The following is a 25,575-nucleotide window of genomic DNA, read 5'->3' as shown; positions in this document are numbered from 1 at the left end:
TAGATTTCTTCCGCCAGGTGCTTCATTTAATTAAAAAATAGCGGCCAAAAGCTGCGAGAATTTCAAAATAAGCCAGTTAAATAAGTTTCCTCCCATATCAAGGCTGGAAATCAAGGTTGCGCCTTCAGGCATTGTAAATTTTGCCCCTTCCATCATCTCTGTGTGGACAACCGCAAAGTTCGTAGCCATGTATAAAGAAAGGGCAAGCATGACTGTTCCAGCCAGTACCGAATGAACAATATTTCCCCGTAAAAACCCTACAACGAAGGCTACGTAAAATGGAATCGTTGCCAAATCACCAAATGGCAATACTCTGTTTCCCGGTAGGATTACTGCCAATAAGAGCGAAATTGGGACAAGGATCAACGCTGTTGAAAGTACTGCCGGATGCCCAACGGCAAGAGCAGCATCCAGCCCAATGTACAGGTCACGGTCTCCATAACGCTTTTGCAGGAACGAACGGGCTGACTCTGAAATAGGAATCAGTCCTTCCATCAAGATCTTTACCATCCGCGGCAAAAGAAGCATAACCGCTCCAAGTGAAATACCTGTGTTGAAAATATCTCCTGGTCCGTATCCGGCAAGCAAGCCGATGACGCATCCAAGAATAAGACCCATCATCATTGGTTCTCCAAAAATCCCAAAACGTTTTTGAATTGATTCTGGATCCGCATGTAAATTTTTAATGCCAGGAATCTTTGAAACCACCATTCCGACTAACATACCAATTGGCGCAAAAGCAGCTGTAGAGCCGGTCGGAAGAGAAATTCCTTGAAGCCCATAAAAATTGGCTACCATTGGTGCTGTTTTATCTGCCACAAATAAGACCGCAAATTGGTATAAAATCGTACATAAAATCGCTACCCACCAGCTTCCGGTTACCACATATCCTGTCGCACCGGCTGCAATAAAGTGCCAGTAGTTCCAAATATCAATATCTAATGTTTTGGTAGCTTTCAATAGAATCAACAAAATATTAAACCCTAGGCAAACTGGAATGAGAATAGCTGCGACAGGTGAAGCAAAAGACAACGCAGCAGCAGATGGCCATCCAGTGTCAATAACAGTCAGATTAAGCCCAAATCTCTCAACCATTTGCTGAGCGGCCGGCCCGAGACTTGTCACTAATAAATTAATGACCAGATTTACCCCTACAAATCCAATCCCAATAATAATCCCTGATTTAAACGCTTTTTTAAATCCTGTACCAAAAATCATCCCAATAATTAAAATGGCTATTGGTAAAATAACTGTTGGTCCCAGGTTTAAAATTGATTGTACAACCTCAAACACTTTTTCCATGGTTCCACCTCATTTTTCTGCTTGATACTTACTTTTTCAAATGATCAATGATTTTTTGATCCAATGCTTCCATTCCGATGCCGGTAATGTACGCTGTCGCAATTTCAGATGGAATTGAATAAGAAGTCGGCAGAATAGTGGTAGATACAATTAGATCGGCGCCTTCCTGGCGTGAAGCCACTTCTGAAATTTTGCATTGAACAACTTCTGCTGGGATGTTGTTGTCTTTCAATAAGTTTTCTACACGGTCACATACAACCGTTGATGTTGCAATTCCTGCTCCGCATGCTACTAATACTGTTTTTTTCATTATGATTCTCTCCTTTAATGTTCGAATGATTAATTTTTCAAATGGTTAACAATTTTTTGATCCAATGCTTCCATGCCGATGCCGGTAATATACGCTGTCGCAATTTCAGATGGAATCGTGTAAGAAGTCGGTAAAATAGTCGTTGAAACGATCAGATCGGCGCCTTCCTGGCGTGAAGCCACTTCTGAAATTTTACATTGGACAACTTCTGCCAGGATATTGTTATCTTTCAATAAGTTTTCTACACGGTCACACACAACTGTTGATGTCGCAATTCCTGCTCCGCATGCTACTAATACTGTTTTTTTCATTATGATTCTCTCCTTTAAATGTTATCTAATTCTTCAAATAGTGTATAAACTTCCTTAGCGTTACCTGCTGCTACTAACTTATCGTAGTTTTCTTCCTGCTGGACAATTTGCATGATTTGCTGCAGAACGGCCAGCTGGCTGTGAGGTTCATTCAATCCAAGCATTAAAATGACCTTCACGTCGATTGCTTTTGACTTATCATCCATCGATTGAAAAACAACTGGCTTTTGTAAAGTGATCACTCCAATAAACTGTTGGAAGACACATTCCGGATCTGTATGTGGAATCGCGATTCCGTAATGATCCAAACTTAAACCAGTTGGGAATGTTTCTTCGCGCTCTTGAATCTTCATTAAAAATGAATCACTCACATAGCCGCGGCTAAATGCTTCATTGTACATTAACTGAAAAACTTCTTCTTTACTTTCACAGTCTGCATTCAGCTTAATTAATTCATCTTTTAAAAACTTTGCTATTGGCACTGTAATCCTCCCTAACTGACAAATAATTTATGATGAATGAGCTTGAATAAGCTCATACATTTCTTGTTTGGTGTTTAGGTGAATCATCTGGTCAAGGACTTCCCTTTTTTCTGCCAGCCGCATCAGTTGTAAAAGAGCACCTAAATGCTTGTCTTTATCAACTGCTGCAATTACAGTAACGAAATAAATTCGTTTACTTCCACCTATAGGCAGACCATTTTTAATTTTGAGCAAACTCATTCCTAATGCGTTTACACCGTCTTCCGGTGATGCATGGGGAATCGCAATGTTCATCCGAAGCAAAATATGTGGTGAAACAGACGGATATTGCTGCTTCATCGTTTCAATATATTGAGCTGTAATCAGTCCCTTTTCAAGAAGCGGCTGAGAAGCCTTTTCTAGCGCATCCTGCCAATTATCTACGTCTTCTTCCAAAACAATCGTTTCTGGATTGATAAAATCTGATAACACGTAGTCTATGTCCTGCTTTGCTGTGCTTGACGCAGGGTCTGTAAATGTTGAAGTCGTAAAGTATGTTTCCAATGCTTTTTCGAGCTGTTTTCGATCTTTAATACTTGCATGTTTTCCAATGGTTTCAATTAACTGTTCCATATTAAACGACGGGGTCTGAAGATCGAATACTTCTTTCATCACCCGCTGCCGTAGTTGAAGCTTTTCAAATTCCGATAAAACATGATGAACAATAAATAATTGTTTACTTGTCTGAAGCAGAATGGGTGAAAAAATAAGATCGTAGTCTTCTTCCAACTGTTTGAACTCCCGCAAGGAAAGAGGTGGATGAAAAAAGAATTCTGGAAACAAGCCTCTAAGTGTGTTGTTCATTAAATTAGAAATCGACACACCATTTGGACATACAACAACGGCTTTTTTTCTCTTTGGAATAGACTCCCCGCTGCTAATTAAATGACCACCGATAAAGATCGTCATAAACATAATTTCACTTTCCGGAACGGGCTCTCCTAAATAATCTTCAAATGGCTTAATCGAGTTTTTCACAATGTAGTGAATGGCTTCAAATTCTTCTCCCACTTTTTCAATCATCGAATAGTTTGTCGTTAACTGATACTTGATACGGTAGTAAGCAGGTTTCATATGAAGAACAAGCTTTTCTAAGAGCTTATCTTTGTCCTTCAATGTAATGATCGCCTGCTTTTCAAACATAAGGAGACAATCCTCGAGTGCTGTTCTTAATTGCGGGATTTCTTTATTGGTTAAAAACTGAGCCGATAGAATATTTGACGTAAGAAGCTGAAGAGTAATAAATAACCGCTCTTCATGCGGAACGGGTTTTGCTGCATTTTGAATGAAGAGTTCCGCTGCTTCGTATTCTTTCGTATCGGACAATTCTTGATAATCAATATGGTAAGAACCTGACAATAAACAACCGCTTTCAATTCTATTTAGAATAAGCGCAATAATATAAGGAAGAATTCGGGCTCTTTCGTCACTAAATTGAATGGAAAGCCGATTTTCTACTTCTTCTACTTGTTCGCTTAATTGGCGAATCGTTTCTTGTTTTACATCGCTGAATTGATGAATGTACGCTTTTCCTTTGTAAATATCCAATATTCTTTTTAATACTGAGATAAGCAGTCGTCGCTTATTCCATTCTTCACCTGAAATGGTGTAGCCCTTGAGGCGGGAATAAATAACTTCTAAATCGTAAAGCTCTATAATTTTGTGCACGTTTTTCAAATCGCGTAATATTGTATTTTTGCTTACCTTTAACGCACTGGAAAAATGAATAAGAGATAATTCTTCTTTTGCACTTAATATCATGAAGAGAATTAGAATCGCTCTTTCATGCTCCGAAAGAATATACGTGGCTTGCGAATGAGCTGGCTTCTCAACAAGAAGCTCCAGCAATATAGGATTAAGAACAAACTTTCCGCTTTTAGTTCGTTTAATGGCTGGATAATTATTCTCCTCTAGCCAGTCATTTATTTTTGTAAAACTGTAGCTAATCTGTCTGCGGGACAATTCATACTTATTTTCCAGCTCGGCATTCGATACTTCCGGATTCCCTAATATTTCTTTAAATATTTGATTGCTCCTTTCATCCAGGTACATGATAGCAGCTCCCTTCGTTACATTTATTGTATCAACAAAAATCTTATTTTTGTTTACGCTTTCATTCTCACTTTCTGTCGATTAATTGTACAACATCATGATGAACAAAAGAATAAACATTCATGGTGTTATACGACAGAAAATATCGGAACTTTATTATCATGATATAACGTTTGATAAATGAAATTGCACCAGTAGTTCTTCCTGTTAAAAACAAAATGAACGGCCTTGCTTTAAAGCAAGACCGAGCAAAACTTTATTTAATTTTTATTTTCCTTAACATCCAAAATAACATTAGACAGTTATACTTTAAAAATATGTATTTTACATAGACAATAAAGAAACTCTAAAACAATCACCATCTTAGCTTTGAATAAAAGGTCTCTTCCCCTTCCAAACAGTTTGAGATGGGAGGCGGGCAGGCTTCCACACAGCTCAATCACTGTCACTGAGGAAACGGCCATTTTATGGTAGAGTAGGAAGGATGAAATAAAAAGGAGCGATCACTTGCGGCCAATTGATTTTACAAACGGAAATATTTTCAAGCAATTGTTTTTCTTCTCGACGCCTATTATGGCAGCGAATCTGCTGCAGGTGTCTTACCAGTTTGTGGACTCCTTATGGGTCGGCAACCTGCTTGGCGCGAATGCACTGGGAGCCGTCAGTATTGCCAGTACGGTGATCCTGACCGTCCTCTCTTTTATTCTCGGGATTAACAACGCCGCCCTCACCATATTATCTCAGCAGCGGGAAAGCGAGAGTACTGCAGGGTTAAAAAGCTACCTCAATGCTTTTGTTGTTCTTTTAACGTGTTTATCTCTTTTGATGGGTGCTGCAGGATATTTGTATGCGGAAGAGATGTTAAAGTGGCTGGACACGCCAACTGAGATGATTCCTGATGCTGCTGTATACTTGCAGATTAACTTTATCGGTATTCTTTTTTTGCTTGGCTACAATTTTATCAGTACAGTGCTGCGGGCACTCGGAGACAGCCAAACGCCGCTTTACTTTGTTTTGGCTGCTGTTCTTTTGAATATTGTGCTCGACCCTGTGTTGATTTCCGTCTTCGGGCTCGGCATAAACGGCGCTGCCTGGGCAACCGTCATTTCGCAGGGACTGGCTTTCGTTATGGGTGTTGTATATACACTCCGGAGGAAAGCCGTGCCTTTTTCCATTCCGGTCCTTCCAAAAAGGGAAGAGGTTCTGCTTATTTTAAAGCTGGGCATCCCGGCCGGCTTACAAATGACGGTTATTTATGCAGGGGTAACAGCAATCATGACAGTCGTGAATTCCTTCGGAAGCGATGCTGCTGCAGGGTTCGGGGCGGCGCAGCGCTTAGACAGCTTAATTACGCTTCCGGCCATGGCACTCGGAACAGCTGTCAACAGCATGGCCGGACAGAATATAGCCGGCCATCACTGGAACCGTGTTCGCCAAATTGCTCTTTACGGTGCTCTTTATAACTTCATTACCATGCTGGTCATTGCTGTCATTGTCTTTTTGCTGGCACGGTTTGCAATCACCTTATTTATCCGAGAGGAAGAAGCCGTCGAGTTCGGCACCTCTTACTTAAAGACAATCGCTTTTTTCTATCCATTTATCGGGCTGAATTTTATTTTAAATGGGATTGTGCGGGCATCCGGTGCGATGTATCAGGTGCTTGTCCTGAATATCCTCTCTTTTTGGGTACTGCGTTATCCGCTGACCTATCTTTGCTCGGCTTTTTGGGGAGAAAACGGCATTGCCCTGGGAATGGGAATTGGCTTTGTGATCAGCAGCGCCTTTTCTTTTGGCTATTACCGGTTCGGCAAATGGCGCCGAATTGATTTGTTTGCCTCCAAATAAGCCTGCATAAAAAAGAACCTGCACTCCTTGGGAGGCAGGTTCTTTCGTGTTCACTGCATAATATTTGAGGCCGTACCAGGCCGTCTGGCTACTTTCTTTTTTGGGGCCTTTTCTTCTTTTTCTTCTTTCGGTTCTTCCGCCTCTGCTGCTTCTAAAGATACCGTTTCTTCATTTTCTTTCTCGCTGCCCTTGCCGCTTTTTTCTTTTACGGCAGGCGGATCGGTTTTAGCCGTTTCGCTTTTGGTGATTGTTTTTGAATTTAAATCATTTACAAATTTCAGCTCGACGATATCTTTATTTGCGATCGGTTCTGTTTTCTTTTTTGCCGCTGGGTCTTTTTCCGCTGTGACTCCCGGCGTTTCTTTTATTTCCTGTCCAATAACGGGCTTGCTGCTGTCCTCCTGTCCGATGGAGAGCTGCATCCGCTCCGCTTGATTGCGGGTCAGCATGGCATTTAATGTGTTAATAATAGCAGGATCAAAAATGTCGGTGTTTCCGAAATGGGCAGCCAGCTGAATAATCAAGTATTTCACTGATTCATTCGGATTTTTTTGCCCTGCGGCCCAGTCCCCGACAATATCGGGGCAGGCGGAGCTTGCAGTTTTTACATAGATGGTCGGCTTTTTGTCTTCCTGCATATAGATCCCTCCCCTCCTTCTGCCGTGCCTTTTTTATGAGACAGGGGCAGTCAATTCATCCATATAGATGTCATTAAATGTATTTAATCCATTTACGTTCATGTCCACTGCATATTGCGGTGGGATCCACAGCAGCTTAAACCGTTCTTTCTTCGCAATCGCCATTAATTTGCTGTACAAGTGATCTTTTAGCAGAATCGAGCCGCCTCCATACACGACCGCGATATGAATTTCTTTGGAACGCATATTATTTACGAAGCTCTGCACATCCTCTGCAATATCAAACGATAAGTTTTCCAGCGGTTCTCCGTTTAAATCCGTTAAAATATCTTCTTTAAAAGCATGAGATTTTGATTTGATAATTTCAGAGATGTCCTGCCGTGTGTACGACTTTTTCTCTTTCCAGATACTCACGACCGACTCAAGTGCAACGCCAAGCCCGTACTCCAGACCTTCACTATGTTTTAATTCGTACCCGTTTGTAATGATCAGCTCGGTCGTCCCGTCGCCAATATCAATATGCATTAAGTTTTTATCCTGAAAATATTGACCGTCTAAATCCGGCTTCATATTATACTGCTTAATAAACTCATCAAACATATCCCCGGAGCGGTAGTTTCCTTCTCCGTCTTCAATAATTTCGAATAATGGCGGCGTTCCTTCGGCGGACACACCTACATATCCAAATGTAACTTTCACGACTACTCTTAAATCACTTTTAATGTTTACAGTGACCATATGCGTTCCTTTTTGGAACCGCTCTTTAAAGATTTTTGCGTTCACTTCATTATAAACAGAAGCCGGCAGGCATGTGGACATGTTAACCGTTACTTCTAACACATCGTTGTTTTCAATTTCTTTCTTTTCTGAAAAATGCTCTTGTACTGTTTTTACGGCTACAATGCCGAGTGTATTAATAATAGGCAGATCCTGTTCATGCTTTTTTCCTTTTTCTAAATTCATATTCTTTACTTTACTGGCGGCTACCCCTGCCATTGCCGCATGCCCTACCAATACTCTTGTATTGTCTGCGAGCTTTATAGCCGGACTTGAAATCGTAATATCAATATTGTTATGCAGTTCGTTTATCGCTTCTATCAATGTGGTTTTCTTTTCAGACCGTGGTTTGGAAATTCGGGCGAAAACATTCGGGTGCTTTACCGGAATCCCGTTTATAACCAACTTGTGTTCGCTGTTTCCATTATCGTTTGAAACAATCAAATCATACGTTTTCTCCATTTTAATCTCTCCTTTTTAGTAAGTAGGCCAATAGAGATAAGCAGCGTGTTTCTTTTTAAAAATTAAGAGAATAATATAGGATATTACGCAACACTAGTAATTATTCTTTTAAATTACCGTTCTATGAAATTTTTTTTTGAAAAAGAATAATTTTTTTATAGACTGAGCAATTGCGCGCTGTATTGCCCCGTGTATAAAAAGAAAAAAGCTGTTTTAAACACAAAAACAGGACTGCTCCAGAAATCGATGTTCATCGACTTTTCGAGCAGCCCTGTTTTCTTATTTCCGGACATCTTTTGCAATATGTACAATGTGGCGTACCTTTGCCATTGTGCTTCTTCTGTCAGCAAATTTGTCAAACTCAAGAAATAAACCATCGACATGAAAACCGCCGAGAATCACTTCAGCTGCTGTGTGCGTTGAGCGGAACACACAATAAAAAACCTCCATTCATATGGGCGGGTTTATGGTTATTCATCGTGTATTTGCTGAAAAAATTACCCAAACTTTTTCCCTGTTTGGTTCTTTTTGCTTCTCTCTTCTATCGCTTTTAAAAACTCAGTAATATGCTTTAATTCTTCTTCGTTTAAAGGGACACCATCCCAATGAAGCTCTCCAGTGAGCAGGTTTTTCGTATTAAAGCCTTCATTCCGGTCTTTTCTTTCTCTTTGGTCCGTTAAGCATAAGATGTAATCCACTGAAACATTATAATAATGGGCAAACAATGTCATTTTTTCTAAAGAAGGCTGCCGGAACTCAGACTCGTATCCAGCATAGGTTGATCTTGCAACACTGACAATTTTAGCAGCATCATCCATGGTGAGATTTTTTTCTAACCGAAGTTCTCTTAATTTTTCTCCATATCCTATAATGGTAATCACCCCTTTTCGATTACTTATATAGATTGACGTATCTTATTTTGCATTTTTAAGAATAGGGAGTAAATGATTTTTAATTTCCGCTAATTTCTCCTCAATGAGTGTCATATACATGCTGAACATGTTGATTTCCTCTGCTGTAAACATTCTTTTTGATTCGGAATACATCACAGAGTGGCCAATGATATGGCCTTTATAGGTAAGCGGCGAGCAGCAGACCGCTTGGTACCCATTTTTTAAAAGTGCTTTTTTATGGTTAAGAGAGGTAATGTCTTCGCCTCTTTCCAGGTCCGGAATGGCAACGATTTGTTTGGAATATACAGGGATCTCATCACCATCTAGAATATCATTTACGGTGGATAAACCGCTCGAATATTCATTGTACCCTGGTGAAATATTAGTCACTGCTCCATTCCACATCTTCTTCTCATTTTCATCGTGTATGTATATGCCGCAGCTTAATTCTTTAAAATGATGCTCGATTAAAGAAATGAACTGGTTTAACATAAACTTTGTTTGAAGTGCTGCCAGCTCATCCTCACCAATAATCCCTTTTTCATACAGACTAAAAAAAACCGTTGATAAATCCTGATGGTTCTTTAATCTAGGTTCAATGTGGGAGAGGGTCTTTTTTATTTCTTTTCTATATATGAACTTTTCTAGTGATTGAGCAATGTTGATCTCGTCCATAAATCTCCATACCCTTTCATTAGTGTACATGATTTTTCAGAAAAATAAATTATTCAATATGTTCCTATAAAAGAAACATTGCTTTACCTACTTCAATTTAGTTCTTTTTCCAGTAAACAAATCAATTTGCCAGGTTCCATTGTATTGAGGGCGGTGATTTATTTCCGTTATCGTGAGGGTACAGTCGTGAACAGTGAAATCAACTCTCCCTCCCCCTCTTGTAATCGAAGCTGACAGACCATCCACTACTTGAAATAATCGATGCATCGGGCGCAGCCGCCATGGAAATGTATCAGGAAGCTCATGCTCTCCATGGTGATGGTAATAAATAATGTCGACAATATCTTGATGTACGGAGTAAAATTGTTTGGCAATTTCAGCCCCCCGATAAGCATGCAATTTGCTGTCTTCAAAAACTTTTTTTGGATCGACTACATCGCCAATAGACAGAATAGGCTGAGATTTACCCAAGTCATGAAAGATAAAAGCCTGTACTAACTGATCTTTATCAATACCAATGATTTTTGCAATACCCTGTTGATACAAATTAGAAAGAAGTTTAAGGCAATTCACTACGTGGCGGTACCCGCCATCCGGTATAATTCCTGTGATGGTAATCATCTTTGTTTCAGGATCATAAATATCATTATACTCTACCGTATTCTTCAATTTATATTCCACTCTGGTATTTGGAAGTGTTAAAGCAAAAGCCATATCGATTTCATTTTGTATGTCTACAATATCCGTTACATCTTTTCCTGTAACCAAAACGCCTTTTTTCACGCCTTCTTCCACTAAAGGAACGGCATTCATCGATAAGATCCTATTTGTAAATGTTTTTCTTAAAACGTTTTTTCGTGCTTCCCCTGTTTTTAAAACTTCTTCTAATACCTTATTATTGTAATCGATAGGCAGGTGTACAAATTTTGCTTCGTTATAAATATGCTTGCCTTCGTAGTCAACTTCTTCGAGCCCAAATAAGCGCTCCCCAGAAGGGTTAATATATTGAATCTTTAGTTCCTGGTCAATCAAAATAAGCGTTTCATCCATTGAATCTAAAATGTATTCTAAAAACTTCTCCTCAGATACTAACTTTTTCATCCCTTTCGCTCCTTTACGCAAGCCGTAATCTACTATTTATATCGATTAAAAATATTTTTCCCTGGCTCTTTGGATTTGGCTGTTCATAATAAATCTATGATAATGACTGGCCGCTTTTCTTTACTATTTTTTACAGTGTGCAACAATTCCTCTATGTCTACATAAAAGTGAAGCTTCCATTCTATATCTTGGTTAGGCTTTATAAAAAGTAACACATCTTCCGTTTCTCCATACACGTAGTGGCCAAAAGAATCTTTTGCCAGGCAGTACCGGGTTTTTTCCATGCTATTCTCCCCGAAAGTTCTCGAAACGAGAACTTTATTTTTATTATATAGGTTACCAAGGAAATATTAAACAGAAAATCACTCAAACATGTTAGGATCCCTGCAAATTAATGGCACAAGAATTCACACAAACGTACGAAACCGTTTTAGGGAATAGCGGGATTAGCTGCTTTATAAAGAGAAAAAATGTAAATGCCCGTTTGATTGAAAGTGATGGAAAATTGATCATTGACACACTCCTATCTTCAGAATCAGGAAGTGAAAATCTCCTAGAAAGGATAAAACCCAATAAGTAACAGAAGCATTTTTTTTGGTCAAAGAAAAAGTAAATTATTAACTTTTCCTAACCGAATAGGTCTATGAATATGTAAAGGATAATGAAAGGAAATTTATCTGTGAGGTAAAAAGCGGTGTCAGTTTATCATCTTAGCTTAACAGCCATTTTAAAAAGCGTGATTATTTTTTAAAATAGAACATTTCTATATCATATTATGTTACTTTTTAATAGAGACCTGATTAAATAATAATTCGTGTTTTTCTGACTACATGGCGATTATCTAAGATCCTTTTGCGGTTTCTCTTCAATTACAGCAGCTTCAGTGTATTACAACCTTATTAAACAGAAGGGTTTAATCACTAGATAAAATTGAAAAACCGCTATACCATTTAATTAGGAGTGAACTATATGAGTGAAAACATTTCAGATATCGATTATAAACAAGTAATTGAGTATGCCCTGGAACCATTAATTATTCATTCACAGCTAAAAATTATTGATATCAATCGTGCCGCAGAAATATTTTTTAGAGCCTCCAAAAAAGATATTATCGGCGCAAGTCCTTTAGATATTTTCAAAGATACATCCAAATCAGCAATAGAAAAAAGAATACAATCGGCTTACGAACAGCCAGCAAAGGTAATTGAAGAAACAATCTACAGAATGGATGGCACAACCGTTGAGGTTGAATTATATTGTCACCCTGTATGGATGGGTGAGACAAAAGCGATTCAGACATATGTACGAGATATAACAGAAAGAAAAGCAGCAGAGAGTGAGCAAAAAAGGATGTTAGAGCAAGTAAATGAGTTGTCTTCAACCCTCGTTCCTCTTTTAGATGGAATTGCCGTGCTTCCTCTGGCAGGTTCTATAGATGAACAAAGAGCAACGCAAATATTAGAAAGTGTTCCGATAAAAGCACAAAAACAAAATATAAAATTCTTAATTATAGATTTCTCTGGTCTTTATAACTTAGATTCTGTCGTAACAGAATACATTTTTAAAATGAATCAAGTATTATCCATGCTTGGTGTTCGTTCTCTCTTAACAGGGATAAGACCAGAAACAGCACAAATGGCCGTACAGATAGGAACAACTTTTAAATCCACCCCAACTGTGTCGACCGTCAAAGATGCCCTTCAGTTATTAGGCGTCGAGCATAATAAAAGTCTGCTAATTTAAATCAAAGAAAATAAGCGAATTTAAGTGAACAATGCAGTCAGCATTGCTTTTTTATTTTAAATTTATCCCTTGTTAAAACAGTGCTATATGTTTATTTAATAGTCCTGTTATAAAAAAATGCAGGCATTATCATTTGCCTGCAAGTTAAAAACGTTTTGAGTAATCCCTCAAAAGGTATCAAGATTATCTAAATTGTTTTCCTTTGTGCCATCCGGTTCACTGCGAATAATTTCCCGCCCGTATCGCTCAAAAACATCCACATGAGCGAGACGTCCTGCTTTTGCTTCTTTCAGCGCTTCCATATAATCCAGCTCTCGGCCGCTGCTGGTTTTAAATGCTATAATATCTCCTTCCTCGTTTTTCCGGACTGCGGTGATTTGTTCCTGGCCATCCGAAGAAGAATTTTCAATTACCTGGGAAGCCATCTGCTGACTTTGCTGTTTGTACTGATCGTATACTTGTTCAAACCGATCTTGTGACATGCCATCCCCTCCTTTTTGGGTAGTATGGCGAGCTTCTGACTTTTTAATCATGACTGTGCTTAATGAAGGTCTATTTGGTTAAAAAGAACTTTCTTTTTCTGCCACGTCCGGTGCATCAATAAATGATTTTGTGCCACCTTTTCTGTAAAGCTGAGCAGCCCCAGATTGTTATCGGTTTCCATGATCGATCCACCCGTTGTGGCTATATACTGGAGCGTTTCTTTCCATACGCAGTTCTTGGGTACAGCAGTATCCGGTTCTTGGCAAACAATCCGACCCTGCTCGTCGCAATAGCGGCTGATGCTTTTCTTTTTTCGTTTGAATGCATTGATCCGGGCCACAGACCCCATCAGTCGGCCCCATACGCCTGAGAAGCTGGCGTTATTGATCGGGCTGCTCGTGCATTGCATAATATGCGCGCTTCGTCCGTCATTGGATTCGACGGTTGTGTAAACCGAGGAGGCGTAGTGAACATCTCCCGAAAGAATAAAACAATGGTGCGGCGCCCAGTTAAAGATTTGCTCTAAAAAAGCCGTAAAGCCTTGCCCATTGTACTTCCAGGCTTCGAAATCAAACAGCTCATGAACAGGAATGCCGATTAGCCGAAGAGGATTGGTATATGTGTGCAAAGCGGATTCAATTAAGCCAATTCCATAGAGCGGAGCAGGTGAAGCGACCATTAACATTTCCCCTCTCTTCCAGCCGCTCTCTTTTAGCAACGCAGCAATAGCCGGCCAGGCGCTTTGGCGCACGAGCTCCGGGCTTTGCAATTTCTCCTGCATGATCCGGCCGACCCTCCCAGGAGCAGATGAAACCTCATACCCTCTTTTCGTCCGCGTATCTAAAAAAACGGTTTTCGGCTCAGTAGGAGCGATAAAATGCCAGGATGGATAATTCCATAAAGTGTGCAGCCAGTCTCCATAGCTTTCCGATTCCACGTCGAAGTGCCGGGCGTATCGCTTCACGGTTTTTAAAAACGGCTGATCAAACGAATCGGGTGCGTTTCCCCAGCCTTGAAAAGCCCAATACGCTCCCAGACCGTTGGCTACAACATGAGATCCAAGCGGCGAGTTTTTGACGTTTTCTTTCCATTCCTCCGACAGGTTCCAATCATCGGTGATGTCATGATCATCAAAAATCATATAAGACGGGATATTCGCTATCAAGCGCCTGACGCGCTTTAACGAAGCAATGGACTCTCTCAGCTCTTCTGTTTGTTCCGCAAAACGCTGTTTATGCTGCCGAAGTTCCAAATCGTGTATTTTTTGAAAAGCGGGCTCTGTAGAAAATACAAAGTGAATCCGGTCATTCGCTAACTCTTCTTCAAAAACAGGAAGCCCCCCGTTTTCCTGAATATACTCCCATACTTGCGGACCCCAGGATAACACGTATAGGGCTGCATATTCGGAAAATTGAATAAGATGATTATGCGACTGGTTAGATGTAAACCGGCATAGATGATCCATAATCAATTTTCTTCCATGAATTTTATAAAGAGAAGAATACGTTTCCAAGCGTTTATCTATTTTATGAAGCGGTTCTTCTTGGCCCACCAGCTGCCTGCCAAGAGACGTAATCACCGGGAACAGCGGGTCTGCTACATGATCCGCATAAATCTGGTCTCCCAGCAAAAAAAGTGCCTGCGGTCTTTTTTCCAATGCATGAACGGTTTCTTCCATATGCATATCTCCTGCCGCCAGGGCATCTTCGCCTTTTCCGTGAAATTTTCGGCATGAACCATATAAAACGTTTGTATGTTTTCCTTCCGAAATGAAAAAAGATGGATAGGGAAGATTTCCATAGACAAGTGAGTCCGCACCGGGGTCGAGCAGGCCAAAATGGCTCAAATCGACGGTGTCTGATCCCTTTGTAAAGAAAAGGTTGTAACCGAGGAGGGTTTGAAGTGGAAAAGTACCTGAGGCAGGAGTGATTTTAATCATATAAACAAACAACCGCTGTCCAAAACGGACACACTCCATCTCGCTTTGGCCGCTGATTAATCCATCGTCTTTTCCTGATGGCTCGAGCTGGTACAGTTTTGCGCTGATCTGAAAAGGCTTGCTTGTGGCGATCCAGATAAAAACACTGCTTTGATCCACTCTTCTTAAAACAGGGCCAGATAAAATAACAGGAAGGTCCATCCGTCTCCATTCCTTTCTTTTCAGGCTGTTTTATAAGATATTCAATAGTAGAATAGAATGTGAGCTGTCGGGGAAGACCTGTTTTTTGGGATGGAAGGCTTTCATATAAAAAAGCTCCGCCGCAGGCGGAGCTTGAGAGTGTAGACAAAGTAAGAAAGCAGGCTGATTGAAAACGTCTGCTCTTCCAGGAACGCCGCTGGCCGGAAAACGGAGTGACCTTTTGGGGGGTCATGAGCATTTACAGCCAGCAAGTGACGCCGAAAGCGGACGTTTGTCAACAGCCTGAAGCTCCACCGAAAGCGGAGCTTCAGTGGGAGACTGATGGCATTCTGTTGACTTATTTGATTTTTTCTAAAGAGGGCCTCCTTCATCTCTTGCAATAAAAATTTCAACTTCTTCCCATTCGCCTATATCGATGCTGCAAAACCAATAGGGCGCTAATACATGCTTCTGATGGTTCAGCGGCTGGGATAATCTAAGTTTCTGTGCCCAATCTTCGTCCAAACGAAAAGGCCTGTTCCGATGATGTGAATGAAAACGGCTCATGAATGCCTCCTTAAAAGCTTTGCTTCATTGTTTTTATAATGAGAGCTTCGTATGCGCCCTGTTTCGCCCATTTTGCTTAGCTTGATATAACGCTTGGTCAGCCTGCTTGAATAAAGCTGTAAAAGAAGGCGAGACATCCGGGATCAATCCGGCTGCTCCTATGCTGACCGTCACCCACGGGGCTGCCGGCGAGTTCTTATGTTCGATTCTTTCCTCTTCTATGCTTTGGCATAGTGCTTTTGCACGCAAAAGAGCTTCTTCTGGGCTGCATCCGGGAAGCGCAATAAGAAATTCTTCTCCTCCGTACCGGCTGATACAAGCGCCGCTTGCTTCCAGTGTTTTTTGAATGACGCCTCCTACCTTAACAAGGCAGCTGTCTCCCTTTAAGTGGCCATAATAGTCATTGTAATGTTTAAAATAATCAATATCGATGATCATAAACGAAATAAAATGGCCGTTTTTCCGGGCATTTTCCCACTCTGCTTCTAAACGTTTTTCGATTCCTCTTCGATTAAGGAGGCCTGTTAAACTGTCTGTGTGGGACATTTTCTCCAATGACTCATTGACTTCCTTCAGCTTTCTTTCCATCATTTTACGCTCCGTAATATCCACTACAACGCCAATAATCAGTGTTTCCTGTTCGTCTTCGTCCACCATTAAAGAAGACGTCACTTTTCCCCATACCGTCCGGCCATCCTTGCAAATGTATCTTTTTTCAAGCTGGTAATAATCAATTTCCCCGCTTACAAGCTTATCGAGCAGGTCATTATTCGGCAGAATATCTTTCGGATGGCTAAAGTCACGAAAAGTCATATTTAAGAATGCTTCTTTTTCATATCCAAACATATCGGTCATTTTTGGATTTACAAAAACAATTTTCCCCCCAGGCTCCATTACAGCGATGCCGACTCCTGACTTTTCAAAGATCAGCCGGAAGCGGTCATTATTGTTCTGGAGTATGTCTTTTTGTTTTTGCTGCCGGTCATATAAAGCACCTGCTCCCCAGATAACGCCTATGTATATAAAAAGAATAATGAGCTCAAAAGCCCCGAATCCTTTCTGTGTAAAACCCTGCTGGTACGCAAATGCGAACCATACATTCCCTGTTAAAAAGAGTGCAGCCAACAAGCGCCCTTTATACAGCTTGATTTTCGTCCCTTTCGGCCCCACTTCATATCCCCCATATCGCTGACTTTCTTTTTCTGTAACCCTATTCTCTGCTTCTATTTTTGTACATAATTAACGACATTAAAGCCTGTTCTTCCCCTATACATTTTACCACATTTATACAAAATCAACTAAGGTGGCTGCTGTTTTAAGTATCCACTAATTTCTCCTCAAGCGCCGGACTCTTATCTTTTTCCGGCATAAACCCGTATCTTTCTTTCCCTTTCGTTTTTTGTATAAATGTCCTGTAAACCGTTTAAACTGGTACTGTTAAATCTCCAAATTTCATATGATACAGCTCGAAACCATTTCTGCAGCCAGGCTCCCCTCGCCTGGCTGTTTTTTATGATTCGTTTTCAAGTAGAAAAAGCAGCCGATCGGCCGCTTCAAAATTCTATTAGATTTTACCGAAAGAGTACCCCCGCTTCAATTTCGTAAAGGGCGCAGCCCAGAAATAAGCGGTGGGATGAATGTCGGTTTTGCGAAGCAAACGTTTTTAGCTTTGTCATAATTTTGGTATAATTTGTATTACAGCTAACAAATGAGGTGAGTAGAATGCTGGTGAACAAAGCCTATCGCTTTCGCCTATATCCATCCAAAGAACAAGAAGTGTTGATTTTGAAAACCATTGGCTGTTCGCGGTTTGTGTTTAACCGCTTCCTTTCCTTATGGAACGAAACCTATCAATCAACTGGAAAAGGCTTATCGTACAGTGCCTGTTCAGCTCAGCTTACCAAACTCAAGAAAGAACTAGATTGGCTTCAAGAAGTTGACTCACATTCCCTGCAATCATCCTTGAAACATCTTGCAGACTCATTTGACCGTTTCCTCAAGAAGCAAAACAAGGCTCCACGATTTAAGAGTAAGAAAAATAAGGTTCAGTCCTACACGACAAATATTGAAAAAAAGAATCAGCTTCCGGAGGTAAGCATTTTGGGCAATCGTATGAAACTGCCTAAGCTGGGCTGGGTTCGTTTTGCGAACAGCCATGACGTGCAGGGCCGTATTTTAAACGCAACGGTACGGAAAAACCCTTCGGGCAAGTACTTCGTTTCCTTACTTGTTGAAACAGACGTGCAAGACCTGCCCAAAACAGATTCCACTGTTGGGATTGATGTTGGCTTAAAAGACTTTGCCATTCTCTCGAATGGGAAAGTATACAAAAATCCAACATTTTTTAGAGCGTTAGAAGAGAAGCTGGCCAAAGCACAGCGTGTTCTTTCCCGCCGCCAGCGCCTGGCAATTCAGCAAAAAAAACTTTTATCAGAAGCGAAAAATGTACAAAAACAGCGTATGAAAGTGGCATGTATTCATGAACAGATTGCGAACGCACGGACTGATTACTTGCAGAAAATCACGACTGAGATCATCAAAAACCACGATGTCATCGGGATTGAGGACCTGCAAGTGTCAAATATGCTGAAGAACCGTACATTATCCAAAGCAATCAGCGAAGCTTCATGGTCGGAATTCCGCGCGATGCTGGAATACAAAGCGAAGTGGTACGGCAAGAAGGTGATCGCCGTTGATCCTCGTTACACTTCTCAAAAATGCCACTCATGCGGACATACAGCGAAAGAAAACCGTCAAACACAAGCGATATTTACTTGTATCTCCTGCGGTCATTCCGAAAATGCGGATATCAATGCTTCCCGGAATATCCATGACTTAGCCATGGTTTAGTCACACAATTTGATTTTCCGCAGGAGACTTGCTGCAAAGTCGTTCGTACTGCCAACCGTCGGAGTGACGGGTGTAGCCTAATGAATTAGGGGCCGATAGGTTTCTGTACTTAGGAATCCCCCATGTTCAACGAACGCAGTGAGTAACTGGGGGTAATTCAAGTATTATCTTTACTTACTATCTAACTAGTGTATAATAATGGAATAACTGTTAAGGGGACCTAAATATGTTTGAGTTATTTCTTTATATTATTGGATGTATCTATTTAATTTTCGTTGCTCTCTCTTAATTTCTGATTATGTTTTTGAAATGCGCTGTTTCCTTCATGCTCTGTTTGAAGCAAACTTCATTTTTTCAAAAAGGAGGCGGCCTGATGGCTGGAGATGCTTTTTTTGCTGTTTTTCCAATTTTGACTCTTTTCTTTTATATTGCTCCTATTATATTTCTTGTTTGGTTTCTCATTCGATTTCTTAAAATACAACAGGAAAAGAATCAAATTTTAAAAGTGATTTCTGACAAGCTAGACAAGCTGGTTAAATAACCAGGAATTTTTTGCTTTCTTATGTTACATCCACGTTCTGCACATGGAAAGGACCTCATTGCAGAGATTTTCGCTAGCTTCCTCATTTATGCTGTTTGACCTTCTCACAGCCTTTCTCTCATTGTCTCTATTTCTGTCCTTCTAAACTCTCCTTTTATTATATATCCCTCGTGACAGACCTCATTCAGCGATCTTCTTTCCCTGACACAGCCATTTTGTTTTCACTCCATACCCACCGCTTAACATCAGCAGCATATAGTTTCCTTCTGGAGATTAGGCGCATATGCTGATAAGAAATCACTATTCATAAAGGAGCGGTATTGATGAGCGATTCTTCCAAAAATCCGAAAATCCTGTCCGATAAGGTCATTGATCTACTTGTAAGCACGACGCTTCAAAAAAACGGTGTGAATATCGAAAAAGCAAAAAGCAAACTGTCCGATGAGCAGAAAAAAATGTTTAAAGATCTGGTGGAAGACCTGACGAAGCAAGTGGATTCATTTATGAAAAAGCCGCCTGTCGACAAAAAAGAATCAAAATAACGACTTTGCCCTAAAGCCCCGTCTTTGGGGCATTTTTTATTTTCTAAAACAGTTACAGATGCCCTTCCCGAAAGACTGCTAACTTCATACGGTATGATATAACGCAAAAAAGGAGGGTTAGAACTATGTCAAAATACTATGACGACTACGAGTCCAAAAGAAGAAAACGGAAGCGCCATGAGGAAGAGAATCATCACGACAAGCACGAGGAACAGGAAGAGGACGCGGAAGTGGTACAAGACGGTGTTCAAAAATCATTTGTGGATCAGGAATCAGATGAATTAATTTGGATTAAAGATTCCTGCAATGTTGAGGTGCATTCTACTGATACACAGGCCGCTGTATCTCTTCAAGTAGGCTTGCAGCTGGCTATTGCACTCGTTGTCAGCATCACAATTGGCGACTCAGATGAAGGTGAGTCTGTTGCACAAGAGCTGTTCCAGCAATTTGATGCGGAGCAGACGAACAAGCAAAAGGTTCTGATTGACAACTCAAAAGATGTCAAAATCACAACAACGGACACAGATCTGGCTGTTAACATCCAGGCACTTCTGCAAGTTCTTGTAGCTTTAGTTGTTAAATTAGACGTCTTGTAATCAAGTTCATTAAAAAATGAAAGAGGTGAACAACATGAGTGAGAAAAAGTGGAGAGCTTTGGATCATTGCGATGATGATAAACAAAAAGATGCGGACGTACTTCAACAAGGAGATCAGTCCGTTTCTAACGATCAAGAGTCCTTCGAATGGATTATTGTAAAGGATTCTGAAGATGTCGAAGTTCAAACAACAGATACGCAGGCTGCCGTATCATTGCAGCTGGGCATCCAGGTTGCCATCGCGGTTGTTCTCAGCATCACAGTCGGTGATTCAAATCAAACAAAAGCTGTGGTGCAGGACTTGAAGCAATTTATTAAAACAAAGCAAAAAAATACGCAGAAAACGGTGATCGAAGGTTCCAAGCATGTTAAAGTGACAACAACGGATACTGACTTGGCCGTGAACATCCAAGCCCTTCTTCAAATCCTCCTGGCTATTGTAGTAAAACTGGATGTTCTTTAATTGTTAAGCTTTATAGAAAAAGAGGCTGCAGACATCATGTGTTAAAAACTATCTGGTGCTCTCCTGCTGCCATATACTTAAAGATTTGCTCGATACAGGCGCACCTTTTTGCGCCTTTTTTCTTTGAAAAAACGGCTGGACTGCACACCTTTTTCGTGAGTCTTCTTGTCATGCTCGGGTTTCCCTTTTATTACAGCCGTTTAGCCGGCTTTTAGGAAATAAAGCGGCTTTGTTAAAAAGCCGCTCGCTTGTATACCAACCCTTACCTTTTTCGGATCCTGAAGAACTTCCTTAAAAGCCAAGGACCTTGCGGGAAACCGAGTGTGAGCTGCCAGGCTCCGAGACCCTGCAGGCCATTTTGACGAACAGCAAGCATTTTAGCGCTGATGCTTCTTACATCTTCAAACCATACTTCATGTGCAATGCCCTGTTCATCCCTATATCGGAAAAAAGGCGTTTCATTTTCCCTTGAATATTGAATAGGAGATTGATATCTCATCGCTGTAGCAATGGCATCTTGATTGGAAATCGCCCGTGCTGCTGTGCCAGGCGTGTATGGAACAACCCAGTCGTAGCCATACAGCGGCATGCCCAAAATAATCTTGCTTCGAGGAAGCCGGCTGGACGCAAATTCAATCGTTCTTCTTACTTCGGTAATGGGAGCTCCAGGCCCCGGTTCGCTGCCGGCGTGATGCCAGTCATAAGCCATGATAAACATGTAGTCCACTACCGCCCCAATTCCGCCGTAATCGTATCCTCTTAACCATGGAATATCCTCGCTTGTTTTAGCCGGGACCGCTACCGTCACAACAAACCCTGCCGGCTTCAATCGTTCGGACAACTGTCGAAGAAAGCCTGTGAAAAGATCACGGTCCTCTTCCCGCACCTGTTCAAAATCGATATTGACCCCGCCATATCCTTTTCTGGAAACGAGTGAAAAGATATTATTGACCAGATTTGTTCTTGCAGTCGGATTGTTTAATACTTGATGAGCAAGCTCCGGGCTGAAGCCTTGCGCTGTTAAATTGGTAACTGTTACGATGGGCGTCACGCGGTTTTGCCAGGTCGTTTGAACGGCTGTTACATCGTTTAAATCATTGGCGATATCCCCATTTTCCGCAAAATGATATTCAAAAAGAGAAATAATAGAAGCATATGCCGCAAAGTCTGTAATAAGGGCCTGGTCCAAAGCAGGGCTTCGAACCACGTAAAAACTTAACGTAGTGGCTAAATAGTTAGATGTATTGGGTATTTGTATACGTGTACCAGCCTGCAGAGAATCGGGATCAACTGAAGGATTGGCGGCTCGCAGCTGCGCGACGGTTACATACGACTTTCTGGCAATGGTAAAAAACGTGTCTCCCGGCTGAACAATATAGGTGTATAAAGGGATCAGAAGTGCCTGCCCGGGCACCACATTAGTTTCGACCAGCCCATTGACCATTCGTAATTGATCAACTGACGTTCTGTATCTGCTGCTTACTTGAAATAAAGATTCACCGGATTGGACCTCGTGAATAAACATAATTTTCCCCCATTCACTATTTCCGCCTTTCCATAAATATGATCCGCAAACAGCGCTTATTCACTTGTATCACGGGCCGCTCCCCTATTTTAAAAAAGGCTTTTCCTCTTATTTTTATAAGCAAAAAGATAAAATTGGCTTTTTTCAATTACAATCGTTCGCCTACTTATGTAGCATTGACGTTATAGATTGATTTGTTATAGTTTTAGCATGTTTTAAATAGGAAGGAACGCGTTCTGTGAAAAGTATTCGACGCCGCTTATTGTTATTGTTACTTATCTTCATTCTTCTGCCTTATTTTCTCTCTGTTTTTTTAATTTATGGCTATACAAAAAACAGTGTGGAGCGGCAGGAGCTTCAAAACAGCCGGGAGCAAATTCAAAGAAACGCCGAAGAGCTGGAGCAATACGCCGAAGATATTGTGAACCTGCCCTATATTTTATACCGTAATCCAGACTTGCTTCGAATGTTTGAAAACGGGTTTGAAGATTCGATTTACTTTGACTCTATGGCGATGGAAAAAAGCATCGAAACCTTTTATTTGATGCGAAAGGAAATTCGTCAGCTTCGCTTTTATATTGATAAAGATCAGGAATCCTTTACGGTTTACAATGCGATGATCAGCACACGTAAGCCGCAGCCTCGTTTTTTGGAACAAGATGTGATCAAGCAGCTCTATCAATCTAATGCCAAATATGTGATGGAGCCGCCGCATCCCATTCAAAATTATAACAATGCGGCCATCATTCCGGAGTCCGACCACACGATGGTCATGACCGTTCACCATAAAATTGTGGACGTTCCTTCAAACGAATTTCTCGGTATGATGACAATGGACATTGATTTAGCCGCTTATGCCCGCATCGTTCATAATCTGGTTCAGGAAAACGGCGCCTCTGTACTGCTGATTGATTCTCATGATCGTATTGTGTATGCCAATGATCCAGAACAGATTGGCACTTCCGTTTCTTCTAATTTAAAGAAGCGGTTAACGAAGACCAGCACTGATACAGACAAGGACATTCTGTTATCCAAAACGTTATCAGGACCGCTGGATCAATGGAAATTAGTGAAGATCATTCCGAGCCACGCTTTGTTTCATGACGCCCGAAAAACCGCTTATATCAATATAGCGGTCGGAATCGGTGTAGGCGTGTTAGGACTGCTGATGATCGGCTTGATCTCTTACCGGATTACCCGCCCGATTCAGCTTCTCAGCCGAAAAGTACGCTCTATTGAAGGCGGAAATATGGACGTCCCTTTTGATACGGGCAGAAAAGATGAAATTGGCCATCTGGAAACGCACATGAAAGAAATGATGAACCGCATTAACCGCCATATTGACCGTGAATACAAGCTTGAAATTGAAAATAGAAAAAATGAATTCAGGGCATTGAAATCCCAGGTCAATCCGCATTTCTTATTCAATGCCCTGCAGTCCATCGGGGCGGTCGCGCTTCGTTCCCAATCTCCGAAGGTATATCAGCTATTGACTTCTTTGTCTCAAATGATGCGTTATTCCATTCAAGCCAACCAATGGGTATCACTTCGGGATGAAATGAATTATATAAACGCTTACCTCACTCTTCAAATGGAACGGTTTGGACCCGATATACATCATTCCATTCAGATTAGTGAACAAGCACTGGATAAGAAAATACCAAGCATGACGCTTCAGCCGCTTGTAGAAAACTTTTTTAAACACTGCTATGAGGAAGGATTTTATGAGGCCCGTTTAACGATTTCTGGACATATTCAAGGGGATGATCTATACCTCCGCGTTGAAAATGATGGGCCTGGTCTGACGGACACGAAGCTTCAAGCATTAAGACATCATATTTATGCTTCTCTTGGCAGCGACATGTATTCGGGCAATCATATTGGCTTAAAAAATATCCATGATCGATTAGTGCTGCATTACGGGGCGGAAGCCATCTTCACAGTCGATTCGAAAGACGGCCAGGGATTCTCGGTCGCCATACGCATTCCGGTTGAAACAACACGTTCCGAGGAGTAAATGAATAAAAAAAAACGCTTTGATTCTTTTTTGTGAGGAGGATGAGGACAGTGAAAGCCTTAATTGCCGACGATGAATTTAATGTGCGTGACGTGATACGCCATCTCGGAAACTGGGAACAATACGGTATCACTCAGCTTATCGAGGCCTGCAATGGTGATGAAGCCAGAAGCATGATTGAAAAAGAAAAACCAGAGATCATCTTGACCGATATAAAAATGCCCCGAATGAGCGGCATCGAATTAATCGAGTGGCTCGATTCCATTTCCTATCCGGGCAAATTAATTTTTATAACAGGATACAACGATTATTCGTTTATGCGAAAAGCTATCCAATTCAACAGTTTTGATTATTTATTGAAGCCTATTGAACCAGATGCTTTTAACCAGACGCTCCAAAAAGCGGTTGGGGCCTGGATAAGCGATGAAGAAAAACGGCTGTACGAAGAAAACGGTTTGTTTGAAGATGCCAAAAAACTGCAAATGAACCAGCTCGTTACGTCCGTTTGCGCAGGTGACGTTTCAGAAATAGCGCTTCTTCAGTCCTCTCTGCCGGCAGCAGAGGAATATGATATGACACTGCTTTCGTTTTATCACATGCATGACCCTTCCCCTTATATTCAGTCGCTCGCTGAGGAGCTCTCAAAACAACAGTGGGGAAATGCATTTGCCCTCCAAAACGACGCTGCCCTATGTGTCGTGCTCACCATACGCGGCCGCTGGCTGGCTGTGGAAGAGTGGATCAGCCAGCATTTTGATCTGCCCGTGCGACTTGTCAGCGAGCCTCTGGATTCATTTAAAGAAATGCCTGGATTGTTTCAATCTCTGCAAAAATCAATGGACGAGCAGCATTTTAGAACGATCCACCGCTTAGATGATTTAGAAGCAGCCCGCCGCATAAAAGATATTATTGCTTATGTAGATATGTATTATATGGAAGAATTAAGTTTAGAGAAACTCTCAAGCCGTTTTTTCTTCAGCCGTGAGCATATTTCAAGGAAGTTTAAACAAGAAACCGGCATGCCTCTGTCTAAATACGTGACAAAATTAAGGATTGATCAAGCCAAAAGCTGGCTTCAGAATACAGATGAAAGTATTTATTCCATTTCTTTAATGCTGGGCTACCAGGATGAGAAATATTTTTCCAAGCTGTTTAAAAAGGTCGTAGGGATGACCCCTTTTGAATATCGAAACAGTCAAGCGTTACCACAAAATGAAACAAAAACATCCACTTTATCTTAAT

The 25,575-nt window shown here is 41.1% G+C and carries 25 protein-coding genes; 9 read left to right on the top strand and 16 right to left on the bottom strand.

Annotated features, from left to right (window positions below; genetic code table 11):
• Positions 1–30 precede the first annotated feature (30 nt).
• From RRU94_RS04115 to RRU94_RS04095, 5 genes are read right to left on the bottom strand one after another with little or no spacing between them, the layout of a single operon-like run.
• Entirely contained in the window at positions 31–1,302 is a 1,272-nt protein-coding gene (locus RRU94_RS04115; protein ID WP_251273491.1) for a PTS galactitol transporter subunit IIC, read from the bottom strand.
• Between the two features lie 28 nt (positions 1,303–1,330).
• On the bottom strand, positions 1,331–1,612 hold the full coding sequence (locus RRU94_RS04110) for a PTS sugar transporter subunit IIB (RefSeq protein WP_410492919.1): 282 nt from the start codon (positions 1,610–1,612) through the stop codon (positions 1,331–1,333).
• Positions 1,613–1,641: 29 nt separating this feature from the next.
• Positions 1,642–1,923, bottom strand: a complete 282-nt coding sequence (locus RRU94_RS04105) for a PTS sugar transporter subunit IIB (RefSeq protein WP_410492918.1) — start codon at positions 1,921–1,923, stop codon at positions 1,642–1,644.
• Between the two features lie 14 nt (positions 1,924–1,937).
• Positions 1,938–2,405, bottom strand: a complete 468-nt coding sequence (locus tag RRU94_RS04100; RefSeq protein ID WP_315690474.1) for a PTS sugar transporter subunit IIA — start codon at positions 2,403–2,405, stop codon at positions 1,938–1,940.
• A gap of 27 nt (positions 2,406–2,432) precedes the next feature.
• Positions 2,433–4,496: a BglG family transcription antiterminator gene (locus tag RRU94_RS04095; protein ID WP_315690473.1), complete on the bottom strand. Its 2,064-nt coding sequence runs from the start codon at positions 4,494–4,496 to the stop codon at positions 2,433–2,435.
• A gap of 507 nt (positions 4,497–5,003) precedes the next feature.
• Here RRU94_RS04095 and RRU94_RS04090 point away from each other — a divergent pair.
• Complete coding sequence (locus RRU94_RS04090; RefSeq protein ID WP_315690471.1) at positions 5,004–6,341, top strand: MATE family efflux transporter; 1,338 nt, start codon at positions 5,004–5,006, stop codon at positions 6,339–6,341.
• 50 nt (positions 6,342–6,391) lie between these two features.
• On the opposite strand, the gene RRU94_RS04085 is transcribed toward RRU94_RS04090, so the two are convergent.
• The 7 genes from RRU94_RS04085 to RRU94_RS04055 form a co-directional block, all read right to left on the bottom strand.
• Entirely contained in the window at positions 6,392–6,979 is a 588-nt protein-coding gene (locus RRU94_RS04085; protein ID WP_315690469.1) for a hypothetical protein, read from the bottom strand.
• A gap of 33 nt (positions 6,980–7,012) precedes the next feature.
• Positions 7,013–8,218, bottom strand: a complete 1,206-nt coding sequence (locus tag RRU94_RS04080; RefSeq protein WP_315690467.1) for a ParM/StbA family protein — start codon at positions 8,216–8,218, stop codon at positions 7,013–7,015.
• Between the two features lie 279 nt (positions 8,219–8,497).
• On the bottom strand, positions 8,498–8,650 hold the full coding sequence (locus tag RRU94_RS04075; protein WP_315690465.1) for a hypothetical protein: 153 nt from the start codon (positions 8,648–8,650) through the stop codon (positions 8,498–8,500).
• A gap of 65 nt (positions 8,651–8,715) precedes the next feature.
• Positions 8,716–9,099 carry a helix-turn-helix domain-containing protein gene (locus tag RRU94_RS04070; protein WP_315690464.1) on the bottom strand — a complete coding sequence of 128 codons (384 nt, stop codon included), beginning with the start codon at positions 9,097–9,099 and terminating at the stop codon, positions 8,716–8,718.
• A gap of 33 nt (positions 9,100–9,132) precedes the next feature.
• The gene (locus RRU94_RS04065) at positions 9,133–9,786 is read right to left on the bottom strand and encodes a GAF domain-containing protein (RefSeq protein WP_315690462.1); all 654 of its coding nucleotides are present in this window, start codon (positions 9,784–9,786) and stop codon (positions 9,133–9,135) included.
• Between the two features lie 87 nt (positions 9,787–9,873).
• Positions 9,874–10,887 (bottom strand): PAS domain S-box protein, encoded by a 1,014-nt coding sequence (locus RRU94_RS04060; RefSeq protein WP_315691907.1) that lies wholly within the window; start codon positions 10,885–10,887, stop codon positions 9,874–9,876.
• 83 nt (positions 10,888–10,970) lie between these two features.
• Entirely contained in the window at positions 10,971–11,171 is a 201-nt protein-coding gene (locus tag RRU94_RS04055) for a hypothetical protein (protein ID WP_315691906.1), read from the bottom strand.
• Between the two features lie 685 nt (positions 11,172–11,856).
• On the opposite strand from RRU94_RS04055, the gene RRU94_RS04050 reads away from it, so the two are divergent.
• A complete protein-coding gene (locus tag RRU94_RS04050) occupies positions 11,857–12,630 on the top strand; it encodes a PAS domain S-box protein (RefSeq protein ID WP_315691905.1) in 774 nt (257 codons plus the stop codon).
• 167 nt (positions 12,631–12,797) lie between these two features.
• Here the strand turns inward: RRU94_RS04050 and RRU94_RS04045 are convergent, their stop codons facing one another.
• The 3 genes from RRU94_RS04045 to RRU94_RS04035 form a co-directional block, all read right to left on the bottom strand.
• On the bottom strand, positions 12,798–13,112 hold the full coding sequence (locus RRU94_RS04045) for a DUF3892 domain-containing protein (protein ID WP_315691904.1): 315 nt from the start codon (positions 13,110–13,112) through the stop codon (positions 12,798–12,800).
• 59 nt (positions 13,113–13,171) lie between these two features.
• On the bottom strand, positions 13,172–15,253 hold the full coding sequence (locus tag RRU94_RS04040; protein WP_315691903.1) for a metallophosphoesterase family protein: 2,082 nt from the start codon (positions 15,251–15,253) through the stop codon (positions 13,172–13,174).
• Positions 15,254–15,832: 579 nt separating this feature from the next.
• Entirely contained in the window at positions 15,833–16,969 is a 1,137-nt protein-coding gene (locus RRU94_RS04035) for a sensor domain-containing diguanylate cyclase (RefSeq protein WP_315691902.1), read from the bottom strand.
• Positions 16,970–17,521: 552 nt separating this feature from the next.
• On the opposite strand from RRU94_RS04035, the gene tnpB reads away from it, so the two are divergent.
• From tnpB to RRU94_RS04010, 5 genes are all read left to right on the top strand, one after another.
• Positions 17,522–18,649: an IS200/IS605 family element RNA-guided endonuclease TnpB gene (tnpB, locus tag RRU94_RS04030; RefSeq protein ID WP_315691901.1), complete on the top strand. Its 1,128-nt coding sequence runs from the start codon at positions 17,522–17,524 to the stop codon at positions 18,647–18,649.
• 373 nt (positions 18,650–19,022) lie between these two features.
• The gene (locus RRU94_RS04025; protein WP_315691900.1) at positions 19,023–19,190 is read left to right on the top strand and encodes a hypothetical protein; all 168 of its coding nucleotides are present in this window, start codon (positions 19,023–19,025) and stop codon (positions 19,188–19,190) included.
• Positions 19,191–19,513: 323 nt separating this feature from the next.
• Positions 19,514–19,732 carry a spore coat protein gene (locus RRU94_RS04020; protein ID WP_315691899.1) on the top strand — a complete coding sequence of 73 codons (219 nt, stop codon included), beginning with the start codon at positions 19,514–19,516 and terminating at the stop codon, positions 19,730–19,732.
• A gap of 125 nt (positions 19,733–19,857) precedes the next feature.
• Complete coding sequence (locus tag RRU94_RS04015; protein ID WP_315691898.1) at positions 19,858–20,328, top strand: spore coat protein; 471 nt, start codon at positions 19,858–19,860, stop codon at positions 20,326–20,328.
• A 34-nt stretch (positions 20,329–20,362) separates the two neighbouring features.
• Positions 20,363–20,791 carry a spore coat protein gene (locus tag RRU94_RS04010; RefSeq protein ID WP_315691897.1) on the top strand — a complete coding sequence of 143 codons (429 nt, stop codon included), beginning with the start codon at positions 20,363–20,365 and terminating at the stop codon, positions 20,789–20,791.
• Positions 20,792–21,053: 262 nt separating this feature from the next.
• Here the strand turns inward: RRU94_RS04010 and RRU94_RS04005 are convergent, their stop codons facing one another.
• Positions 21,054–22,316 (bottom strand): glycoside hydrolase family 18 protein, encoded by a 1,263-nt coding sequence (locus RRU94_RS04005; RefSeq protein WP_315691896.1) that lies wholly within the window; start codon positions 22,314–22,316, stop codon positions 21,054–21,056.
• 238 nt (positions 22,317–22,554) lie between these two features.
• Here RRU94_RS04005 and RRU94_RS04000 point away from each other — a divergent pair, with 238 nt between their 5' ends.
• Positions 22,555–24,333, top strand: coding sequence for a cache domain-containing sensor histidine kinase (locus tag RRU94_RS04000; protein WP_315691895.1), 1,779 nt, complete (start codon positions 22,555–22,557; stop codon positions 24,331–24,333).
• 50 nt (positions 24,334–24,383) lie between these two features.
• Positions 24,384–25,574: a response regulator transcription factor gene (locus RRU94_RS03995; RefSeq protein WP_315691894.1), complete on the top strand. Its 1,191-nt coding sequence runs from the start codon at positions 24,384–24,386 to the stop codon at positions 25,572–25,574.
• The last annotated feature ends 1 nt before the right edge of the window (position 25,575 follow it).

It is taken from the genome of Domibacillus sp. DTU_2020_1001157_1_SI_ALB_TIR_016 (assembly GCF_032341995.1).
GTDB lineage: Bacteria > Bacillota > Bacilli > Bacillales > Domibacillaceae > Domibacillus > Domibacillus indicus_A.
Note: the sequence above shows the minus strand (reverse complement) of the source record. Positions and strands in the feature narration are given on the sequence as shown.